Origin of the sequence: Sodalis sp. dw_96 (assembly GCF_018449575.1) — a bacterium.
Lineage (GTDB): Bacteria > Pseudomonadota > Gammaproteobacteria > Enterobacterales > Enterobacteriaceae > Acerihabitans.
Window position 1 is genome coordinate 149,995 of the sequence record NZ_JAAVUT010000009.1, and the last position, 19,949, is coordinate 169,943.

Genomic DNA, 19,949 nt, shown 5'->3' on the forward strand with positions numbered 1-19,949 from the left:
CATATGGTGGGCAAACATTGGCCGAATGGGGTCTCTACTGTGAAAGGCGTATGGCGGTCAATCAGAGGGCACGGAGAACAAACGTTTACCGTGCGCGGCTGAATACGTCGTCCACATATTCCAGGCCCTGTGCCATGGATAAAAATCGCCCGGTGGCCACAAGACAACAGGCCAATTGCAGCCGGATCGCTTCAGGCAGCGGATACTCGCCCCGCAGGCAGGCCTCGGTCCAGCGGGCGGTGGTAACGGCGTCACGATCGGCCGGCAGGGCTTCCAGCGTCGGCAATGGGTACAACAACGGGTCAAGCAATAATTGCTGCTCGCCCTGATAAAGACTGAAGATTTTACTCAGCCGCTGCGGGTTGGCGTAAGACTCGCCCTCGGTGCCGTTCATCAGCAGGGCGCTGCTGTTGATGGCGTTGAAAAAGGCCCCCACCCGGGTGATGTATTCGGGATGGGATACGCTGGCCAGGCGCCAATGCAGGTGATAATGAAAGGGGGTGGCCAGTTTCGCCAGGGTATGGGCGCTGTTCCTGACCCCCATGCGCCAGCGCAGTTTAAGCTGACCGTCCAACGCCGGGCATAGCAGGCTTATCGGGATAAAAACCGGTCGCCGCTCCATCGCCAGCGCGCTTTGCGCCCCGGCTTGGGAATCCTGCCAGGACACGCCCAGCTCCTGGAAAATCTCCCCACTGGTGACCCGGCCCGGATCCTCGGTCACGCCGTGCACCACCACCGGGAAATCAAGACGGGACAACGCCAGTGCCAACAAGGGGGTCAGGTTGGCCTGCTTGCGTGCGCCGTTGTAACTGGGAATCACGATGGGGGGCGGCATATCCGCCGGCGCCTGCAGGGCCATGACCTGCTCTTCCATCGCCTGGTAAAATCCCAGCATTTCCGCTTCGGCCTCGCCTTTGATGCGAAAGGCGATCAATAGTCCGCCCAATTCCAGTTCCGGCACCTCGCCCGCCAGTATGGCGCGGTAAAGCTCAAAGGCCGTTTGACGGTCCAGATCGCGGGCGTGATTTTTCCCGCGCCCCACTTCTTTGATGACTTTGCTAAAATCCATAACCGATGGTTAACCGCCCTTAATATGTAGATTCATCCCTTTCTCGCCGCGACGCCGTTGGGTTTAAATCCGACTCGCGCCGGGCGGGCGATGAGATCCGTGTTAAGACGAGGATAGTCACAGAAGGGGCTTTTTTTCAATCGGTTCTTTAGGAATGGGTTCTTCAGGAATGGGGTCTTCCGGCATCGACCGCTGCTCGATGGGAAAGACCGGTAGTGCCGCCAGTAGTCGTGCGCCATAGGATTTGGTCAGCAGGCGCCGATCGTATATCACTATCTCGCCGGTACAGGCATGGCTGCGAATCAGGCGGCCCACTTGTTGGATCAGCTGGAATGACGCGCTGGGCAGGCTTTGTACTTCAAACGGGTGCCGTTTCTGGCTTTTAAGCCATTCACCCTCGGTGAGGATCACCGGGCTGTCAATGGGGGGAAAGGCTATCTTGTGAATATGGACCTGCGTCAGAAGTTCGCCTTTGAGATCCAGCCCTTCGGCAAAGGATTGCAAACCCATCAGGACGCTGGTTTTGCCCTGTTCAACCCGTTTGCGGTGTTCTTCTATCAGGCGATAGCGCGGCTGATCCCCCTGGACCAATAACAGTAAGCGCAACTCCACCACATGCGTCAGGAACGCCTGCATGGCGCGATGGCTGGCAAACAGCACCAGAATGCCGCGATGCTGCCCCTTGGCCAGCTCGCCGCGGAAAAAACGCGCCATTTCCGCCAGATGTTCCCCTTCCGTCGCCATAACCGGTTCGGTGAGCATCCGCGGGATCACCAGCTTGCCTTGGTGGCGATGATCAAAGGGCGAGGCCAGGGTGACAAAACGATCGCCGGCCCGCTCCTGCAGGCCGCTAAGCTCCTGCAACCGGTCGAAACTGTTCAGGGATCGCAGGGTGGCGGAGGTCACGACCGCATGGGGGATCTTCGACCAAAGCAATTTTTCCAGCTGATCGCTGACCCGAATACCGACGCAGTGCAGATAAACATGGGCGCCGTTGTCATACATCTCACGGGTCAGCCATTTGGAAATGGGGGCGTTGGAGGCTTTTTCCTGGGCCGCCAATTTCCATAACCGGCAGGTGGACTCCCAATAACCCAGGATGCGGCTGGTATGCAATAACGCCTGATGCAGCCTGACAATATCCTGTTTGCCGGTTTTTTCGCCTAAATCATTGAGGAAAAACTCCGCCAGCATGCGCAGCGCATCCGCCAGTTTATACAGACGAGCGGCGGCCTCTCTCATCTGGTCCGGCAGTTGGCCCATGGCGAAACGATACTCCCCCGCCACGCTGTCCCGAGGCAGGAACGCCGTCCCCTGCTGTTCGAACAGCAGCGTCAGTTCGCGAATTTCATCGCAATGGTTTTTCAGCCGCTCGCTTTGGCTGAGGAGCGGCGGTTTGGCGGGTTTGAATTGCGCCAGCGTCTGTTCGGTCTGGCGCGTAAACTGATCCAATTGATGGGCAATAAAACCGGAGCTGATCTCGCCGGACATTTCCAGCGCATCCCGCGCCACATCGGGCAAATGATGGCCTTCATCCAGGACCAGCAGCATATCCTTGGGGCCGGGCAGCACCGATTCGCTGTCCAGGGCCGCCATCACCAGCGCGTGATTGGCCACCACCACGTCGGCGTGTTCAATTTCCTTGCGGGCAATAAAAAACGGACAGTCGCGAAAATAATGGCAATTACGTCCGAGACAGTTCGCTTTATCAGTGCTTAGTTTGTTCCATAGAGGATCGTCCACCGAGCGGGAGTAATGATCCCGCAGGCCGTCCCAGGCGAAGCCCACCAGTGCCTGCTGCATTTTTACGCATATCGCCTGTTCCGCGCCGTTGGCCGGTACCAGCTCATCGTCGAGAAACAGTTTTAAATCGCCCTGGAACACCGCATCGGCGGCCATGGCCGCCAGATTGCGCGGGCAGACATAACGCCGGCGACCGAAAGCGGCGGTGAATTTCAGGTCGGGAATCAGCTTTTTCAGCAGCGGCAGGTCTTTACTGAAAATTTGGTCCTGCAGCGCCACATTGGCGGTACTCACCACCAGCGGTTTTTCTTCCGCGCGGCCGATGGCGATACCGGGAATCAGGTAGGACAGGGTTTTCCCCACGCCGGTGGGGGCCTCGATCACCAGGTGGCGTTCAATATCCCCCCCCAGCGCCCTGGCCACTTCGGCAATCATCTGGCGTTGCGGGGTACGGGATATAAAATCCGGGATATATTTTTGCAGCGCTTTATACCAATCGTGGATTTGCGCTTTGGTGGCGACGGACAGCGGCATGGATAACTATTTTCCGAGTGCATGGATGGGTATTGTCCCACAGACCGGCCGCGGCGTCAGCCCGATACTGGTTATATCTTCAGGAGGCATCGCAATTCGATAACATCTAGAGGGCCATATCGACGCGCGCTCCTTTCAACAGGCTCGTTGCACGACCGATGATCGCGGGCCTACCGTGCCATGAGGCACTTGTATCGGGGGCGACAGCCCTTATAATAAGCACTGCGTCCGCATTAAGGAATGGTATGAATCTCACAAGAGCCGTCGTTTTCAGCGTTATATCCCTGTTGGCCCTCGGCGGTATCGGCGGCGTGATGCTGGCGGGTTATATCATCATCGTCCATAGCTGACAGGCGCCAGCTAGGGGCGGCGCAGAGCCGTCAGGGCGCGTTCAAACAGCATATCGCTTATTATGGCCAGCAGGGCCACCAATATCGCCCCTTGGAGCACATAGGCGGTATTAAAGCCGCTCAGGCCGATGATAATCGGCGTGCCCAGGGTCTTGGTGCCGACGCTGGAGGCGATGGCGGCGGTACCAATATTAATGATGACCGAGGTGCGGATGCCGGTGATGATCACCGGCGCCGCCAGCGGCAGTTCCACGCGGGTTAATATTTGCCGGCGGGTCATGCCGGAGCCGGTGGCGGTTTCACGAATGGAATCCGGCACCGATTCAATGCCGGTAATGGTGCCTTGCACGATGGGCAACAATCCGTACAGCACCAGGGCGATGATGGCCGGCTGCTCGCTGAATCCCATCACCGGCACCGCTACCGCCAGCACCGCCACCGGCGGAAAGGTCTGCCCCACCGCCACCACCGTTTCCACCAGCGAGCGGAATTCAAAACCGGCCGGGCGCGTTACGCCGATACCGGCCCCCACGCCGATGAACACGGCGATAATACTGGATAACAGCACCAACTGCAGATGCGCCCAGGCCAGGGCGGCAAAGCTGTCCTGCAGATACACCGGACGGTCCAGGGCAGGAAAGAGCCAGGCAAACATTCCCCCCAGCCGCGGCATACCGAACATCAGGCCCAGCAGCAACAGCAGACACCATAACAACGGATCAGTGATTATCCGGCGCGGCATCGGACGCCTCCTCCCCGGTGGGATTACTCAAATCGCCTATATCCGGCGCGGCACCGGACACCTCCTCCCCGGTGGGATTAATCAAATCGCCGATATGCAGCACGCCCACCGCGTTGCCCGCCGCGTCCACCACCGGCAACCGTTCGGTTCGGCGGGCAACGAATTCCGACAGTGCTTCCCGCAGGGTCATGGCGGCGGGTATCCCCTCCCCCTCCAGCCGTTCCTCTTTATGGGCCCGTTCCCCCGCCGCCCCCAGCGCAAGCAATTTGATACCGATATCATTTTGGCCGAAAAAATCACGCACAAAGGCATTGGCAGGTTGTGTCAGCAAATGGCGAGGGGAACCCTGCTGGATAATTTTGCCTTGATCCAGCAATACGATGCGATCCGCCAATGCCAGCGCTTCGTCGATATCATGGGTCACCAGCACGATGGTACGGCCCGACAGCTGGTGAATACGGGAAATCTCCATTTGCAGCGCGCCGCGGGTGACCGGGTCCAGGGCGCCGAATGGCTCATCCATCAGCAAGACTTCCGGATCGGCGGCCAGGGCGCGGGCCACTCCCACCCGCTGCTGCTGGCCGCCGGAGAGCTGATGGGGATAACGACCGCGAAATTGCGCCGCGTCCAGATGCAGCAGTTCCAGCAATTCGGTCACCCGATCGCGGATTTTCTTCCGCGGCCATTTCAGCAACTGAGGCACGGTGGCAATGTTCTGTTCCACCGTCCAGTGAGGAAACAAACCGATGGACTGAATGGCATAACCCATGCGGCGGCGCAGCTCCTGCGGTTTGAAACTGTGAATTTCATCGCCGGCAAACAGGATTTTGCCCTGGTCATGCTCAATCAGCCGGTTGATCATTTTCAGCGTGGTGGATTTGCCCGAACCGGAGGTGCCGATCAGCACGGTGAATTCACCGGCGGCAATATTCAGATTCAGATCTGCCACCGCCGGCTTGCCGTGAAAAAATTTGCTCACCTGTTGAAATTGAATCATTGGTGCACCTGGTGAAGAAATGAAATGATCAGTTTGAAAAGTTGATCCACCACCACCGCCAGGGCGATAGCCGGAATAACGCCCAGCAAGACCAGTTCCAGGGCGCTGCTGAGCAGTCCCTGGAACATCAGGGCGCCAAAACCGCCGGCGCCGATTAACGCCGCCACCATGCCCATACCCACCGTCTGAACCGCGATGATACGCACGCCGGACAAAATCATCGGCAGAGCCAGGGGCACTTCCACCCGCAGGAAAATCTGTCCGCGGGTCATGCCCATGCCGAGGGCGGTTTCGATCACCTCGGCGGGTACCTGCTGTAAACCGGCATGCACGCTGCGCACCAGAGGCAATAATGCATAGAGTACCAGCGCAATCAGCGCCGGGGCCAGGCCTATACCGCCGATGCCCGCGTCCCGCAGCCAGGGCCAGGCGGCGGCCAGTCCGCTTAGCGGGGCGATCAGCAGGCCGAACAGCGCGATGGCGGGAATGGTTTGGATAATATTCAGGGTGGAGAACAGCGTCGGCCGCCAGCGGGCCGAATGATGGCAGATAAAACCCAAGGGAATGCCGATGAGTATCGCCGGCACCAGGGTACCGAACAGCAGCGTCAGATGCTCACCGAGGGCCGCCTGAAAGACCTGCTGCCGATTGGCATACTCTTTTAGCAGCGACAGTTCATCCAAACGGCCGGTCAATAACAGCGCCACCAGCGGCAGCCAGATTTGGGCGTTGCCCACTGCCCGCAGCGTATGGCTGACGCTAGCCCTGCCGACGGCATCGGCCGCCATCAGCAGGCACAGCGCAGCCATTAGCCAGAATCCGCTGCCGAAGGAAGTTCGCACCAGATAACCACCCTGACCCGCCAAATGGGCCGCCGTGCTGCCCGCCAGCGCCACCAGGCAAAACAGCAGCAGTTCCGCCAGTATCATTACCGTCACTGAAAGCGATCGGGACGGGGTGATAAAACACAAGGCGCCGACCATCAGCGCCGGCACCGGCAGCCAGATCCAAAAGCCGGTCAGTAGTTCATCCAAGGGGATGCCCCGGCCGGATATCAGCCGATTAGGGGCATAATTGACAAACGGCAACAGCAGCCCCGCCGCCAGCAGCAAGATAAACAGCGTCAGCAGTACCGGATTTTTAACCAAAATACCCTATTCTCCCCGCTAGCCGGGACCGGATTATTTTATCAGTCCTTTTTGCTTGAGGTAGTCCGCCGCGACTTTGCTGGCGTTTTGCCCTTCCACCGCAATACTGGCATTCAGTTTTTGCAGTGTCTGCGTATCCAGCGAGGCGAAGACCGGTTTCAGCCACTGCCGTATATCGGGATGCTGTTTAAGCACCGACTCGCGAATGATCGGGGTCGGCGCGTAGATCGGCTGCACGCCGTCGGGATCCGCCAGGGTATGCAGCCCCAATGCGGCTACCGGGCCGTCGGTGCCGTAGGCCATGGCGGCGTTGACGCCGGAGGTTTGTTCCGCCGCGGCTTTCAGCGTCACCGCGGTATCGCCGCCGGCCAGGGACAACAGCTGATCCTGCTGCAGTTTGAAATCATAGGTTTTTTCAAACGCCGGCAAGGCATCCGGGCGCTCGATAAATTCAGCGGAAGCCGCCAGCTTGAACTTGCCGCCGCTCTTGAGATAACGGCTTAAATCACGGAGGGAATCGATATGCTGGCCTTTCGCCAGATCCTCGCGAATGGCGATGGTCCAGGTGTTATTGGCCGGCGACGGGTCCAGCCAGACGATATGATTTTTATCATAGTCGAGCTTTTTGACTTTTTGATAACCGGCGCCGGCGTCTTTCCAGGCCGGATCCTTTTCATCATTAAAAAAGAACGCACCGTTACCGGTATATTCCGGGTAGATATCAATTTCCCCGGACGTTATGGCGCCCCGCAATACTTGCGTGGTGCCCAACTGCGATTTATTGATGGTTTTGACCCCATGGGACTCCAATACCTGAACAATGATATTGCCCAGCAGAGAGCCTTCGGTATCAATTTTGGAACCGACACGCACCGGTGATTCCGCCGCCTGAACGACTAAGGTCATGCCCAGCATAATAGCGGCGAGGCCTAACAAACGTCCTTGATGAAAGTGATGGGCCATAAAGAAGGTTCCTATGAGTTTATTATGTAACTGGAATAATAGTTCATATGTAAATTTATTCACCCAAAAAGAATTTATATGAATAGAACCTTTTGACGGTTACAAAAAAGGCTTTCGCCGACACACAAACTTTCCTGTTGATGCATCGCCGCACCTTAGGGATTACCCGGCATATCTCAAACGCAGGAACTCATGGAACCGGGCGGGAATATCGGGAAGCGTGAGTAAAAACCACGGAGTGAACAGGGCCGGATTATAGCGGGTTTCGGCCAGCACCGCCTCTAACGGCTGATACCGGTAGGCCATGGCCTCGGCGGGATTGAGTTTCGGTGCCTGTCCGCTGATACCGAAAAAGACGTGGCCGAATTCATGTTCCACCAATCCATTGGACAAGGGCAGACGGTATTGCAACGAAAAGGCCGGCGTCAGGGCGCAACTTAGCCCCATCTCTTCATAGAGCCGCCGTTGTGCCGCGGAGGCGGTTTCCTCATGGGGCGCAGGATGACCGCAGCAGGTATTGCTCCATAATCCGCCGCAATGATATTTACCTTCGGCCCGCTGCTGAAGCAGCAACTCTCCCGCCGGGTTAAATACATAAACCGTCACGGCCCGGTGCAGCATCCCCTCCTGGTGCGCCTTGAGTTTTTCCATGCGGCCCAGGGGTTGATCCCGCTCATCCACCAGGATGACTTCAGTAAACGCCATAATATTCATATCTCGGTGAACTTTTTCTACATTGAGTCTATCGACGCAAAAAATAAAAATCTGCTCTTAAACGGTAAAATAGTTCAAAAAGTAAACATCATGGGCAATCATACCGGATTCATTTAATCTTTGTTTAATCTAAACGGCGGTCATAAGGTACGTCCGACCCGGACCATGGCGCGATGTCGGGCGCCGTTGCGCACCGCCCAGCGTAACACCCACGCCAGTAAATACAGCGGGGGATTGATGGACCAGGCGCCGCCGGGGGTGCCGGACAGCTGCAATTGGCCCCTGGCCCAATCCGGCAAGAGATCGATGCCGGCGCGCATCATCAGGCGCCCCATCGGTTTCGCCATCCCGCCGGGTAAAGGCGCGTTCAATAACAGACGCGTCACCTCGCGGGTACGCTCGTCGCAGCGCAGCACCGGCCGCATTTTTTGCAGATACTGCGCCACGGCGCGTCGATTGTCGGGGATATCCCTTGCTCCCAGGGCCTCGGCAACCCGCGCCGCTTCCTGGTAATACTTATCCTGTTCCTCGGCGCCGAGGGCCGGATTGCACCAGCGCAGGTGGGCGGAGAGAAAGCTATGGGCTTCGGCAACATGCACCCAGGTGAGCAGTGCCGGATCGCTTGCCCGATAGGGCACACCGCGGCTATCCACGCCGCTGACGCGCTCATGGATTGCTTTCACTTTTTCGATAAGCGTCCACGCTGTCTCGTAAGAACCGAAGCTGGTGCCGGAAATAAATTGCGCGGTACGCCTTAAACGACCCAGCATATCTTCGCGAAAATCAGAGTGATCCCATACGCCCGCCAATGCCGACGGATGCAGCATTTGCAACAGCAAGGCGCTAATGCCGCCGCACATCATCGAGGTAAAATCGCCGTGAACCCGCCAGACCACCGAATCAGGGCCATAGAGACCCGCATCCCCCGCCGGACGGGAAAAATCGATATTGCCCAGGGCCACGCCGCTGACCCCCAACACCTGTTTTTCAATCAGCAGTCGCAACCGCTCCATCTATCCTCGCTCTCATCGGGGACGCCGCCCTGGACTGGATAAAACCTGGCGGAGTCAGCCCCGATAGTGATATCTCCGCATCTGACAACTCGGCCTACCGCCGCCCTAAGCGCATTATAATAACTGGAACCGGGCGGTTTTGACCCGGGCGGAATCCAGCCCGACCATCACATCGAAGGCGCCGGGCTCCGCCATCCATTGCATTTGTTGATTATAGAATTTCAACGCCTCGGCATCGAGCTTGAAGGTCACCTGCTTTGATTCGCCGGCTTTCAGGAACACCTGCCGAAACCCTCTTAGCATTTGCACCGGCCGGCTGATAGAGGCCTTGACGTCGTGGATATACAGCTGCGCCACGGTACTTCCGTCGCGATCGCCGGTATTGGTCAGGGTGACACTGACGCTGATACTGCCGTCGCGGGGCATGGTGGGGCTGGACAGCTTCACATCCGAGACGCTGAATCGGGTGTAACTCAAGCCATAGCCGAACGGATAAAGCGGACCGTTGGCCTCGTCAAAATAGTGAGAGGTATATTTATCCGGCGCCTGTGGATTATAAGGCCGACCGGTAGGCAAGTGGTTGTAATAAATAGGTATCTGTCCCACGGAACGCGGGAACGACATCGGCAGTTTACCGGAGGGATTGTAATCGCCGAACAGCACATCGGCGATGGCGTTGCCGCCTTCGGTGCCGCTGAACCAGGTTTCCAAGATGGCGTCCGCCTGCTGATCCTCATGGACCAGCGCCAGCGGACGGCCGTTCATCAGCACCAGCACCAGCGGTTTACCGGTGGCCTTCAGCGCGTCAATCAGCCGGCGCTGACTGTCCGGAATGGTGATATTGCTGCGGCTGGAAGCCTCATGGGCCATGCCCTGGGATTCCCCCACCGCCGCCACGATCACATCCGCCCGTTCAGCGGTTTTCACCGCTTCGTCCAGCATGGCCTGCGGGGTGCGCGGATCCTGCTTCACCGACATTTCATAGCTGTTGAGGAAAGCCACCATATCCTTGTGATCGGTGATATTCGATCCCCTGGCGTAGACCACGGTGGCCTTGCCCGCCGCCGCGTTGCGGATCCCCGCCAGCAGCGTAACGGCCTGGTTGATGCGACCGGCCGCCGACCAACTGCCGATAATATCGCGCTGGCTGTCCGCCAGCGGACCTATCACCGCGATGGTGCCCTGCTTTTTCAACGGTAGGGTCTGCAGGCGGTTTTTCAGCAGTACCAGACTTTGCCGTGCCACCTCCCGCGCCTCGGCGCGATGGAGACGGCTCTCGGCATTGGTATCCTTGGGATCGCTGCCCACCGGTCCCAGATGACTATAGGGATCGCGAAACAGCCCCATATCGTATTTTACATTCAGGACATGGCGTACGGCATCGTCGATTTCCCCCTCGCGGATATCGCCGCTTTTTACCATTTCCGGCAGATAGCGACTGAAATACACGTCGCCCATGCTCATATCGATACCGGCATCCAGCGCGATTTTCACCGCGTCTTTCGGCGAGCTGGCGACGCCATGGTTAATCAATTCTTTTACCGCGCCATGGTCGCTGATGGCGATACCGGAAAAATGCCACTGCTTGCGCAGCAGGTCTTTCAGTAACCAGGTATTTGCGGTGGCCGGGGTGCCGTTAATGGAATTCAGCGCCACCATGACGCCGCCGCTGCCGGCATCCAGCGCCGCTTTATAGGGCGGCAGATAATCCTGGAACATCCGCTGCGGGCTCATATCGACGGTATTGTAATCCCGCCCGCCTTCCGCCGCGCCGTACAGGGCGAAATGCTTGACGCTGGTCATCAGGGAGTGCCGGCCGGCGGGATTCTTGCCCTGGAACGATTCCACCATCACCCGGCCCATTTCACTCGCCAGGAAGGTATCTTCCCCCAAACCTTCCGAGACCCGGCCCCAGCGGGGATCGCGGGTAATGTCCACCATCGGCGCCCAGGTCATGTTCAGACCGTCCTCGCTGCCTTCGAAGGCGGCGATACGCGCGCTGGTGGCAACCGCGTCAAGATTCCAACTGGCGGCCAGCCCGAGGCTGATGGGGAAAACGGTGCGCTGGCCGTGCACGATGTCATAAGCGAAGAATAACGGAATTTTAAGGCGGCTCAGCTGCATGACCTGATCTTGCATCGCCCGGATATCGGGACGGGTAACCGTATTGAAAATAGCCCCCACCTGGCCTTTTCTGATCATTTCCCGGATAGCCTCTTTCGGATTATCCGGTCCGACGCTGATAAGGCGCAGTTGACCAATCTTTTCCGACAGGGTCATTTTTTGCAGCAATGCGTTGACATAAGCATCACGGGGCAAATCGGGGGAAGGAAGCTGGGTATTGTCCGCCAGGGCGGGATTGAGCGTTAATGCTACAAACAGGCTTATTGAACACAGCCATTTCATATCGTTATTCTCACAATCGCAAAAGCAAACCGGGCATAAAGCCCGGTCATGGATGTTTTTTATCACTATGCCACTGAGATTTATCAGGGTCAGTGTAGCCCATCACAGAGTCGAAAGGGTAAGGTTAAATTATTGAAAGCTGGTGTTTCCGGATGAGTGGCGAAATAATCGTCCGCGCCGGCGGCAGAAAATCCCGCCGATCCTGTTTACCATGAAGATTTTCGAAAAATACCCGGGCGAGCTTTCGATGTACGGATCGCCGATCCGGATAGTCTGTGCGTGCCAATGAGTAGATTATCAGCAGGGCGGGATAAGCGGAAACCCGGTTGCAAAACCACCCTGAGCCCGAACAAATCGAGACGGTGCGCCGGTATGTGATTAAACTGTTAATCGGCTACCGGCGGCAACGCGCCGACACCGACCGGTAAAACCATAACAAAGGGACATCATCATGCCGCAAAGTTCGCCTTATTCATCGCATATCTTTATCGAACGGCTTAAAACCCTGGCCGGCGGCCATAACGTGCTGACCGGAGAGCGCCAGACCCAGCGCTACCGCACCGGTTTCCGCTCCGGCAGCGGTCCGGCGCTGGCGGTAGTGCTGCCCGATTCACTGCTCACGCTTTGGCGGGTGCTGGAAGCCTGCGTCGCCGCCGATAAGGTGATTATCATGCAATCGGCGAATACCGGCCTGACGGAAGGGTCTACCCCCAACGGTGCGGATTACGACCGCGAGGTGGTGGTGATAAGCACCCGGCGGCTGGGTAGCGTTCAAATCATCGACGAAGGTCGGCAGGTCATCGCCCTGGCCGGCAGCACGCTGTACCAACTGGAAAACCAGCTGAAACCCTACCCGAGGGAACCTCATTCCGTCATCGGCTCGTCCTGCCTCGGCGCGTCGGTTATCGGCGGCATTTGCAATAACTCCGGCGGTTCGCTGGTAAAACGCGGGCCGGCATACACCGAAATGGCGCTGTATGCGCAAATCAATAGCGACGGCGACCTGACCCTGGTTAACCACTTGGGTATCGAACTGGGTGCCACGGCGGAACAAATCCTGACCCGGCTGGAAAACGGGCAATACGCGCCGGGGGATATTCACCGGCCCGATCGGGCCTGCTCGGACCATGATTATGCGCAGCGGGTACGGGAAGTGGATGCCGATACCCCGTCGCAGTTCAATGCCGACCAGCGCCGTTTGTTCGAGGCGGCCGGCAGCGCGGGTAAACTGGCGGTCTTCGCCGTACGCCTGGATACCTTCCCCGCGGAAGAGCAACAACAGGTCTTTTATATCGGCACCAACGACCCCCAGGTACTGACCGCCATGAGACGGGATATCCTCTCCGGCTTCAGCCAACTGCCGGTGGCGGGGGAATACATGCACCGGGACTGTTTTGATATCGCCGAGACCTACGGTAAAGACACGTTTGTGATGATTAACCGCCTGGGTACCGATCGTATGCCGGGGCTGTTTCAACTCAAAGGACGCGTCGACGCCACCCTTAACGCCCAGTCCTGGCTGCCCCCGCAGCTGAGCGATCGTTTCCTGCAGGCCCTGAGCCGGCTTTGGCCCAATCATCTGCCGAAGCGCATGAAAGAATACCGGGACCGTTACGAACATCATCTGTTGCTGAAAATGTCCGGCGCCGGCATAGATGAAGCCCGCGATTACCTGGCCGCTTTCTTCCCCCGGGCCGAGGGAGATTATTTCGTCTGCACGCCTGAGGAAGGTGATAAAGCCTTTTTACACCGTTTCGCCGCCGCCGGCGCCGCCGTCCGCTATCACGCCGTCCACAGCGACAAGGTGGAGGACATCCTGGCGCTGGATATCGCCTTGCCCCGCAACGAGACTCAATGGTTCGAAACCCTGCCGCCGGATATCGACCGGCAGTTGGTGGCAAAACTTTACTACGGCCATTTCATGTGCCATGTCTTCCATCAGGATTATATTGTCGCCAAGGGCGTCGATAGCCACGCCCTGAAGCAACGCATGCTGGAGGAACTGGATAAGCGGCACGCCGAATATCCAGCCGAGCATAACGTCGGCCACCTTTACCACGCCAAACCGCCGCTGGCGGCGTTTTACCGGCAAACCGATCCCACCAACAGTTTCAATCCGGGCATTGGTAAAACCAGCAAACTGAAGCATTGGGGCGAAGGTGAAACCGGGCGTAAGCAACCCTGACATGACGGCTAAGGCCATCATCCCCGTGCAGGGGAAACCGTAAGGCGCTATGGAGAATTCCGGCGTCTCATCTATTAGTCGCGGTGGGGGGCTTGGCAAGCGTCATTACCTTTGCAATACTGCTTTGCAGTGTAACAAGCCATGATCGGTCTATACCCTAAATAATCCTAGTTGCAGGAAGGCGGCAACGCATCGAATCCCTAGGAGCTTACTACAGTAAGCGACTGGGGTGAGCGAGGAAAGCCAACGAACCTGCAACTTGAAGTATGACGGGTATATACGGGAGCTGACGCTTGGCCCAAGGGGTAAGCGCCGCGCTCCCGCAAGGAAGTATGCCGGGTCTTCTGCCGGTTATCATGGTCTTCAGGGATGATCGGTTCTTCTTTTTCTACAAGGCACCGAATCACTTATGAAATATGTCATTATTGGAACGGGCAACATCAGTAAAACCTATATCAGTGCCTTGCAATCCATGCCGGCGACTGAACTGATCGGGTTTATATCACGCAGCAAAACCTCCGGAGACAATGCTTACCACTTACCCTGCTGGCCGACGCTGGCGGAGGTCGATCGTCCGTTTGACGCGGTCATCATCACCACCCCGAACGGCCTGCACCACCAAAGCGCCATCGACGCCGCGCGCCTGGGTAAGCATGTGCTGGTGGAAAAGCCGCTGGATATCACCCAAACGGCGATGGACAGCATGATTGACGCGGCGGCCCGGCACAATATTACCCTGGCGGTAAGCTATCAGCGCCGGACCAACCCCGATAACATGGCGGTGAAAGCCCTGGTGGACAGCGGCGCATTCGGCCGGATTTACTCCGCCGATCTCAGCTGCCGTTTCTGGCGCGACCAACAATATTATGACAGCGCCGATTACCGCGGCGGTTACGCTCTCGACGGCGGCGGCGTCTTTATGCAGCAAGCCTGCCACAATATCGACAACTATATCTGGCTGTTCGGTATGCCCACGCGTGTACAGGGCGAGTTGGATACCTTCGCCCACAAGATGGAAGCCGAAGATCACGGCGCGGTGGTGCTGCGCTATGACAACGGCATGATCGGCACCATCGTGGCGTCCACCTGCGCGCCTCCGGGATATCCGCCGCGGCTGGAAGTCAGCTGCGAAAAAGGAACGTTTACGCTGCTTAACGATTGCATCAGCGACTGGCATATCGAGGGCATCGACAATCCCGCAAGTCCTGTCCCGCCGGCCGAGGACCCCGGCGCCAGCAGCCCGACCGTAACGGATTTTTCGCGCCATGCCGCGGTACTGGCGGATTTTGAACGGGCGGTGTCACAGGGAACGGCTCCCCTGGCTGAAGGTAAAGATGCGCGTAGAACCACCGACCTGGTGCTGCAAATATACCGTTGCCAAGAGAGGAAAAATTGATGCTTCAGCTCAGAGCGGCCCGTATTGATGAGTTGGAAAAACTCACCGAGCTCTGTTTGCAATCGAAAGCATTATTGGGTTATGACGACGCATTTATGCGCAGTTGCCGGGAGATGCTCAGGTTTTGTCCCGCGGATATGGAAAAGACGTCGATTTGCGTGGCGGAAGCCGACAGCAAGCTGCTGGGGGCGGCTCAACTCTATTTTGAGGATGAAATCGCTTTCCTCCAGCGGCTGTTCGTGTCGCCGGACAGGACCAAACGCGGTATCGGCAAAGCGTTGTTCGGCTGGTCATTGAAAGCGGCACACCGGGCCGGTGCCAAGCGTTTACTGATTGATTGCGACCCGGAGACCGCCGGGTTTTTCCAGCGCATGGGCGCCCGTGAAGAGGGTATTGTGGATTCCGGTACGGTCCCCGGCTACCGCATACCCCGTTTTAAAGTGACCCTATCCCCCTGCCGCTCACCGTCAGAGAAATAGTCGTCGCGTTAGAACGGAATCCCGTCGCCATGCTGAATACGAGGGAGTCCTGAATCGTGTATGAACTGCATATTGCCAATAAAAATTACTCCTCATGGTCGCTGCGTCCCTGGCTTTTGATGAAGGCCCTGAATATCCCGTTCACTGAAACCACCCATCGGTTTCAAGGCAACAGCAACGCCAGTGTTTTTCAGCATTTTTCTCCCACCGGTCGGGTACCGGTGCTCTATGACGGCGCAATGGCAATTTGGGATTCCCTGGCCATCGCCGAATATCTGGCGGAAATTCATGCCGGCATCTGGCCGGAGGAGTACCAGGCACGGGCCTGGGCGCGATGCGCCGCGGCGGAAATGCATGCCGGGTTTACTGCGCTTCGGACCATTTGCCCGATGAATTGCGGAATACGGATAAAACTGACGGCGCCGCCGCCTGAATTAGACGCCGATCTCACCCGGCTGGATACGTTATGGCAACAGGGCTTAACACAGTTCGGCGGTCCGTTCCTGGCCGGCCCGGATTTCAGCGCCGTGGACGCCTTCTACGCCCCGGTGATTTTCCGCATTCAGAGTTACGGCCTGCCCCTCTCCGCCGCCGCCCAACGCTGGTGCCAGACCATGCTGGCTCTGCCGGCCTTGGAGGAGTGGTATCGGCTGGCGCTGGCGGAAGAATGGCGCGATGAAAGTCATGAGGAAGAAGCCGTACGGTACGGCGAAATCGTGGAGGATTTGCGTACCCCGCAGTAAAGGGGCATTAGCTTCGTCACGTCAAATGCGCGTTGCATTGTTACCGATGCTGGAACGGGCATATTAAAGGGAGAGCGCGCCAATGTGGTCGAAGCGGGCGTGGTTTTTCCGCCCGCCGGAGCGCCACATGGCACGCTAGGCCCGCCAACACCGAACGTGCAACGAACGTGTTAAAGGGAGAGCGCGCCAATGTGGTCGAAGCGGGCGTGGTTTTTCCGCCCGCCGAAGCGCCACATGGCACGCTAGACCCGCCAACACCGAACGTGCGACGAGTCTGTTAAAGGGAGAGCGCGCCAATGTGGTCGAAGCGGGCGTGGCTTCTCCGCCCGCCAGAGCGCCACATGGCACGCTAGGCCCGCTATCTTCCCAACCTAAAGCGGCCGGGTTAGGAAAACCGTGCCTGGGCCGCCCCAGGATCACTTAATCCGCCACACCGTTCTGGCCGCCGCTGTTATTCTGCGCCGTAACGCCGGACTGGCGGGCTTTCTGTTTCTTGTAATCCATGGCCGCCGCCGGCACCGACGAAGACTTGCCGGTTTCCAGCCAGCTGCGGATGCGGTTGGCGTCGGCGAAATGGGTATATTTGCCGAACGCATCCAGCACCACCAACCCCACCGGCCGGTGATTGATCACCGTCCGCATCACCAGACAATGCCCCGCCTGATTGGTAAAGCCGGTTTTGGTTAATTGAATCGCCCAGTCGGGCCGGTAAACCAGATGATTGGTATTACGGAACGGCAGGGTATAAGGGGGATTCTGGAACTTCGCCATCGTCTCGTGCGTGGTGCTGAGCTCGCTCAACATCGGGTAATTTTGACTGGCGATAAGTAATTTGGACAAATCACGCGCCGTCGACACGTTATTAAAAGATAAACCGGTGGGCTCCACATAATGGGTATGCAGCATGCCCAATGACTTGGCTTTCGCATTCATTGCGGCAATAAACGCCGAATAACCGCCGGGATAATGGTGCGCCAAACTGGCGGCCGCACGATTTTCGGAAGACATCAGCGCCAGCAGCAACATATCGTGCCGACTGATTTCGCTTCCCACCCTTACCCGTGAAAATACGCCTTTCAATTCCGGCGTCTGATGAATATCCACCGAAATAATTTCATCCATCGGCTGATGCGCATCCAGCACCACAATGGCGGTCATTAATTTGGACAAGGAAGCAATGGGCACCACTTTATCCGCATTGGCGGCATAAAGAAGACGGTTATCGGCCATATCCACAACAATGGCGCTGCCGGAGGCTATCACCAAAGGTGACGTCAGCGGCGCCTGCTCCGTGCTGACAGCAGCCTGCGCATTGCCGATCATTACATTACCGAGCGTAAAAAGTGACACGCCGAAACAAGCGACACGAAAAAAAGATAACATTATTCATTACCCGAAAATGACAGCGAGACCGCCGTGAATGACGTCATAGTATATCCGATTATCGAAAAACGAAAATCGCTTGTAACCAGTATTTTTTTGTCACCAAAAAAAAACGATTATAATTGACATGTTTTCATTTCCGTAAATGTCTTCGCCTGACATTTCTTGCAGGTTAAAGAGTTCGTGAGTCTGGAAAGCCATGAATAAGAAAATTGATCGGTGGTTTGGTATAAAAGATAATAAAGCCCATATTCAGCGTTATTTTAAACGATATATAACTGATTATTGGATTTAAGACAGCGTTCTTTTATCCACCACAACGGTGAATATCATAATGGCTATCATATAACATCCCCAGATAGTCAGCCCCATCGTCACCACCGAGGTGCCCCCGATGCCGGTAAAAGGCACGCTCATGGCCCCAAGGGCAAACATGCCGACACCGATGATCGCCGAAGCGCTGCCTGCGTTTTTGCCCTGGCTTTGCATGGCCAGGGAAGATGCCAGGGTACCGATTAAACCGTTTATCATCACCGAAAAAAACAGCGCCAGCAGTATCAGGGGCAATGGCGCCCCAAACCCGCCGCAGACCAGCAGGGCCGACGACGCCAGCCCCGCGATACCGAGCCCGACTTTCAACAGGGTAAATTCACCGAATCTGATACTGCAGCGCGCGGCGATTTGCGCGGCGACTATCAGGCCCAGGCCATTAGCGGCGAAACAAAAGCTGAAGGATTGTGGACTAAGGCCGTAAATTTGCTGCAGGACAAAAGGCGACGCGCCGATATACGCGAACATCCCCGCCATGCTGAACCCCTGGGTCAGGCATAAGCCCATAAATTGCCGCTGGACCACCAAACGCCCCAGGCCACCGAAGACACCGGGCAGGGATGCTTGATTCCGGCTCGGCGCCGGCAGGGTTTCCCGCAGCCGCCAGGCGCTTAATACCAGCAGCAGCAATGCGATGGCCGTCAGTACCATAAAGAGCCCGCGCCAGTTCATCCATGACAATAACGCCCCGCCCATTACCGGGGCGGCGATGGGCGCCAGGCCGTTGACCAGCATCAGCATGGCGAAAAACCGGGTCAGCTCATGGCCGTTGTACAAATCACGGGCCACCGCTCTTGATAATACCGCCCCGCCCGCTCCCGCCAGGCCCTGGATAAAACGTGCCGCCAATAATTGGCTGATATCCCGGGCCAGGGCGCAGCCGATGGACGCCAGCAATAATATGAAGAGCGACGCTAACAGCGGGCGCATGCGCCCAAGCTTATCGCTCAGGGGGCCGAAGAACAGCTGGCCGAGACCCAAGCCGAGCAAACCGGCGGTAAGACTGAGTTGCGCCGTGGCGGTGGTGGTGGACAGACTGGCGGCCAGATTCGGCAGGGAGGGCAAATAGAAGTCGGTGCACAGCGGACCCAGTGCCGCCAGGGAGCCGAGCACCAGGGTGAAGCTCAGTCGTTGTGATGAAGTGGTCATGAAAATATCCCTATAACCGGAAAAAATTCCTCGATAACCCGCAGCGAACGTGGGGACGAGCAAACATTGTCGGCAAAAATCAGAGATTTGTCAGTTTTTCCGTGGTTAAGACACTATTATTTGCACGTTTGATTAAAATCGGTGGTTCAGTAAACAAGCTGTACCGCGAGATTCGCCGTATAAGTGCCGGGGGACGCCGCACGGTCGGTTTTCATTTTGGCATAGACGGTGTAATTACGCGTAACGGTGGCATTTGCCCCGAGACTGTAACTGTCGCTAATGATCCCGTCGCCGGTATTGCTCCACACCTGCTGATAACTTCCCGAGGTGTAAAGCTGATAACCGGTAATATGTTCGCCCGCGGACATTTGTCGCTGCGCATCCCCCGCCGGACCGACCATCAGAATCTGGTAACTGACGTTTGCCGGGGTGTTGCCGGTGCGACAGACCACGGTCAGGGTAGCGGTGCTTTGCTGTATGCGCCCGGCAATACCTTCCACCGAGCCGAAATTCAGCGGCGTGCCGGAAATTGCGCAGTCATAGGCCAACGCCGGCCCGCTGAGAAACATCAATACCATGCCGCCTGCGACGTTCAGTAATTGCAT

The 19,949-nt window shown here is 57.3% G+C and carries 15 protein-coding genes and 1 pseudogene; 4 read left to right on the top strand and 12 right to left on the bottom strand.

Annotation, left to right across the window (positions count from 1 at the left end; translation table 11 throughout):
• Nucleotides 1–85: 85 nt before the first annotated feature.
• From ybiB to bglX, 9 genes and pseudogenes are all read right to left on the bottom strand, one after another.
• Entirely contained in the window at nt 86–1,069 is a 984-nt protein-coding gene (gene ybiB, locus HB631_RS15165) for a DNA-binding protein YbiB (RefSeq protein WP_213992003.1), read from the bottom strand.
• Between the two features lie 117 nt (nt 1,070–1,186).
• Complete coding sequence (gene dinG, locus HB631_RS15170; protein WP_213992004.1) at nt 1,187–3,346, bottom strand: ATP-dependent DNA helicase DinG; 2,160 nt, start codon at nt 3,344–3,346, stop codon at nt 1,187–1,189.
• Nucleotides 3,347–3,706: 360 nt separating this feature from the next.
• Nucleotides 3,707–4,438, bottom strand: a complete 732-nt coding sequence (locus HB631_RS15175; RefSeq protein ID WP_213992005.1) for an ABC transporter permease — start codon at nt 4,436–4,438, stop codon at nt 3,707–3,709.
• A 79-nt stretch (nt 4,439–4,517) separates the two neighbouring features.
• Nucleotides 4,518–5,435: pseudogene (locus HB631_RS15180) on the bottom strand (ABC transporter ATP-binding protein); the annotation flags it as partial.
• Nucleotides 5,432–6,586 carry an ABC transporter permease subunit gene (locus tag HB631_RS15185; RefSeq protein ID WP_213992094.1) on the bottom strand — a complete coding sequence of 385 codons (1,155 nt, stop codon included), beginning with the start codon at nt 6,584–6,586 and terminating at the stop codon, nt 5,432–5,434. The gene HB631_RS15185 and the pseudogene HB631_RS15180, both read right to left, overlap by 4 nt.
• A 30-nt stretch (nt 6,587–6,616) precedes the next feature.
• A complete protein-coding gene (locus HB631_RS15190; protein ID WP_275955693.1) occupies nt 6,617–7,498 on the bottom strand; it encodes an ABC transporter substrate-binding protein in 882 nt (293 codons plus the stop codon).
• 210 nt (nt 7,499–7,708) lie between these two features.
• On the bottom strand, nt 7,709–8,251 hold the full coding sequence (gene idi / locus HB631_RS15195) for an isopentenyl-diphosphate Delta-isomerase (protein WP_213992008.1): 543 nt from the start codon (nt 8,249–8,251) through the stop codon (nt 7,709–7,711).
• Between the two features lie 149 nt (nt 8,252–8,400).
• A complete protein-coding gene (locus HB631_RS15200; RefSeq protein WP_213992009.1) occupies nt 8,401–9,273 on the bottom strand; it encodes an oxygenase MpaB family protein in 873 nt (290 codons plus the stop codon).
• Nucleotides 9,274–9,387: 114 nt separating this feature from the next.
• Nucleotides 9,388–11,679, bottom strand: a complete 2,292-nt coding sequence (bglX, locus tag HB631_RS15205) for a beta-glucosidase BglX (RefSeq protein ID WP_213992010.1) — start codon at nt 11,677–11,679, stop codon at nt 9,388–9,390.
• 451 nt (nt 11,680–12,130) lie between these two features.
• Between bglX and dld the strand changes: the two genes are divergently transcribed.
• The 4 genes from dld to HB631_RS15225 all read left to right on the top strand — a co-directional run bounded on the left by dld (nt 12,131) and on the right by HB631_RS15225 (nt 16,482).
• Entirely contained in the window at nt 12,131–13,864 is a 1,734-nt protein-coding gene (dld, locus tag HB631_RS15210) for a D-lactate dehydrogenase (protein ID WP_213992011.1), read from the top strand.
• A 409-nt stretch (nt 13,865–14,273) separates the two neighbouring features.
• The gene (locus tag HB631_RS15215; protein WP_213992012.1) at nt 14,274–15,260 is read left to right on the top strand and encodes a Gfo/Idh/MocA family oxidoreductase; all 987 of its coding nucleotides are present in this window, start codon (nt 14,274–14,276) and stop codon (nt 15,258–15,260) included.
• Nucleotides 15,260–15,739 (top strand): GNAT family N-acetyltransferase, encoded by a 480-nt coding sequence (locus tag HB631_RS15220; protein WP_213992013.1) that lies wholly within the window; start codon nt 15,260–15,262, stop codon nt 15,737–15,739. The genes HB631_RS15215 and HB631_RS15220 overlap by 1 nt, the downstream gene beginning before the upstream one ends.
• Nucleotides 15,740–15,795: 56 nt before the next feature.
• The gene (locus HB631_RS15225; RefSeq protein ID WP_213992014.1) at nt 15,796–16,482 is read left to right on the top strand and encodes a glutathione S-transferase N-terminal domain-containing protein; all 687 of its coding nucleotides are present in this window, start codon (nt 15,796–15,798) and stop codon (nt 16,480–16,482) included.
• 420 nt (nt 16,483–16,902) lie between these two features.
• On the opposite strand, the gene pbpG is transcribed toward HB631_RS15225, so the two are convergent.
• The 3 genes from pbpG to HB631_RS15240 form a co-directional block, all read right to left on the bottom strand.
• Nucleotides 16,903–17,865 carry a D-alanyl-D-alanine endopeptidase gene (gene pbpG / locus HB631_RS15230; protein ID WP_213992015.1) on the bottom strand — a complete coding sequence of 321 codons (963 nt, stop codon included), beginning with the start codon at nt 17,863–17,865 and terminating at the stop codon, nt 16,903–16,905.
• Nucleotides 17,866–18,156: 291 nt separating this feature from the next.
• Nucleotides 18,157–19,344, bottom strand: a complete 1,188-nt coding sequence (locus HB631_RS15235; RefSeq protein ID WP_213992016.1) for a multidrug effflux MFS transporter — start codon at nt 19,342–19,344, stop codon at nt 18,157–18,159.
• A 146-nt stretch (nt 19,345–19,490) separates the two neighbouring features.
• On the bottom strand, nt 19,491–19,949 hold the full coding sequence (locus tag HB631_RS15240; protein WP_213992017.1) for a spore coat protein U domain-containing protein: 459 nt from the start codon (nt 19,947–19,949) through the stop codon (nt 19,491–19,493).

Coding starts and splice junctions, on each gene's coding strand:
- HB631_RS15175 (WP_213992005.1), bottom strand. CDS start 4,438: ATGCCGCGCCGGATAATCACTGATCCGTTGTTATGGTGTCTGCTGTTG.
- dinG (WP_213992004.1), bottom strand. CDS start 3,346: ATGCCGCTGTCCGTCGCCACCAAAGCGCAAATCCACGATTGGTATAAA.
- HB631_RS15190 (WP_275955693.1), bottom strand. CDS start 7,498: ATGCTGGGCATGACCTTAGTCGTTCAGGCGGCGGAATCACCGGTGCGT.
- HB631_RS15215 (WP_213992012.1), top strand. CDS start 14,274: ATGAAATATGTCATTATTGGAACGGGCAACATCAGTAAAACCTATATC.
- HB631_RS15240 (WP_213992017.1), bottom strand. CDS start 19,949: ATGCAATTACTGAACGTCGCAGGCGGCATGGTATTGATGTTTCTCAGC.
- HB631_RS15200 (WP_213992009.1), bottom strand. CDS start 9,273: ATGGAGCGGTTGCGACTGCTGATTGAAAAACAGGTGTTGGGGGTCAGC.
- ybiB (WP_213992003.1), bottom strand. CDS start 1,069: ATGGATTTTAGCAAAGTCATCAAAGAAGTGGGGCGCGGGAAAAATCAC.
- pbpG (WP_213992015.1), bottom strand. CDS start 17,865: ATGTTATCTTTTTTTCGTGTCGCTTGTTTCGGCGTGTCACTTTTTACG.
- dld (WP_213992011.1), top strand. CDS start 12,131: ATGCCGCAAAGTTCGCCTTATTCATCGCATATCTTTATCGAACGGCTT.
- idi (WP_213992008.1), bottom strand. CDS start 8,251: ATGGCGTTTACTGAAGTCATCCTGGTGGATGAGCGGGATCAACCCCTG.
- HB631_RS15220 (WP_213992013.1), top strand. CDS start 15,260: ATGCTTCAGCTCAGAGCGGCCCGTATTGATGAGTTGGAAAAACTCACC.
- bglX (WP_213992010.1), bottom strand. CDS start 11,679: ATGAAATGGCTGTGTTCAATAAGCCTGTTTGTAGCATTAACGCTCAAT.
- HB631_RS15235 (WP_213992016.1), bottom strand. CDS start 19,344: ATGACCACTTCATCACAACGACTGAGCTTCACCCTGGTGCTCGGCTCC.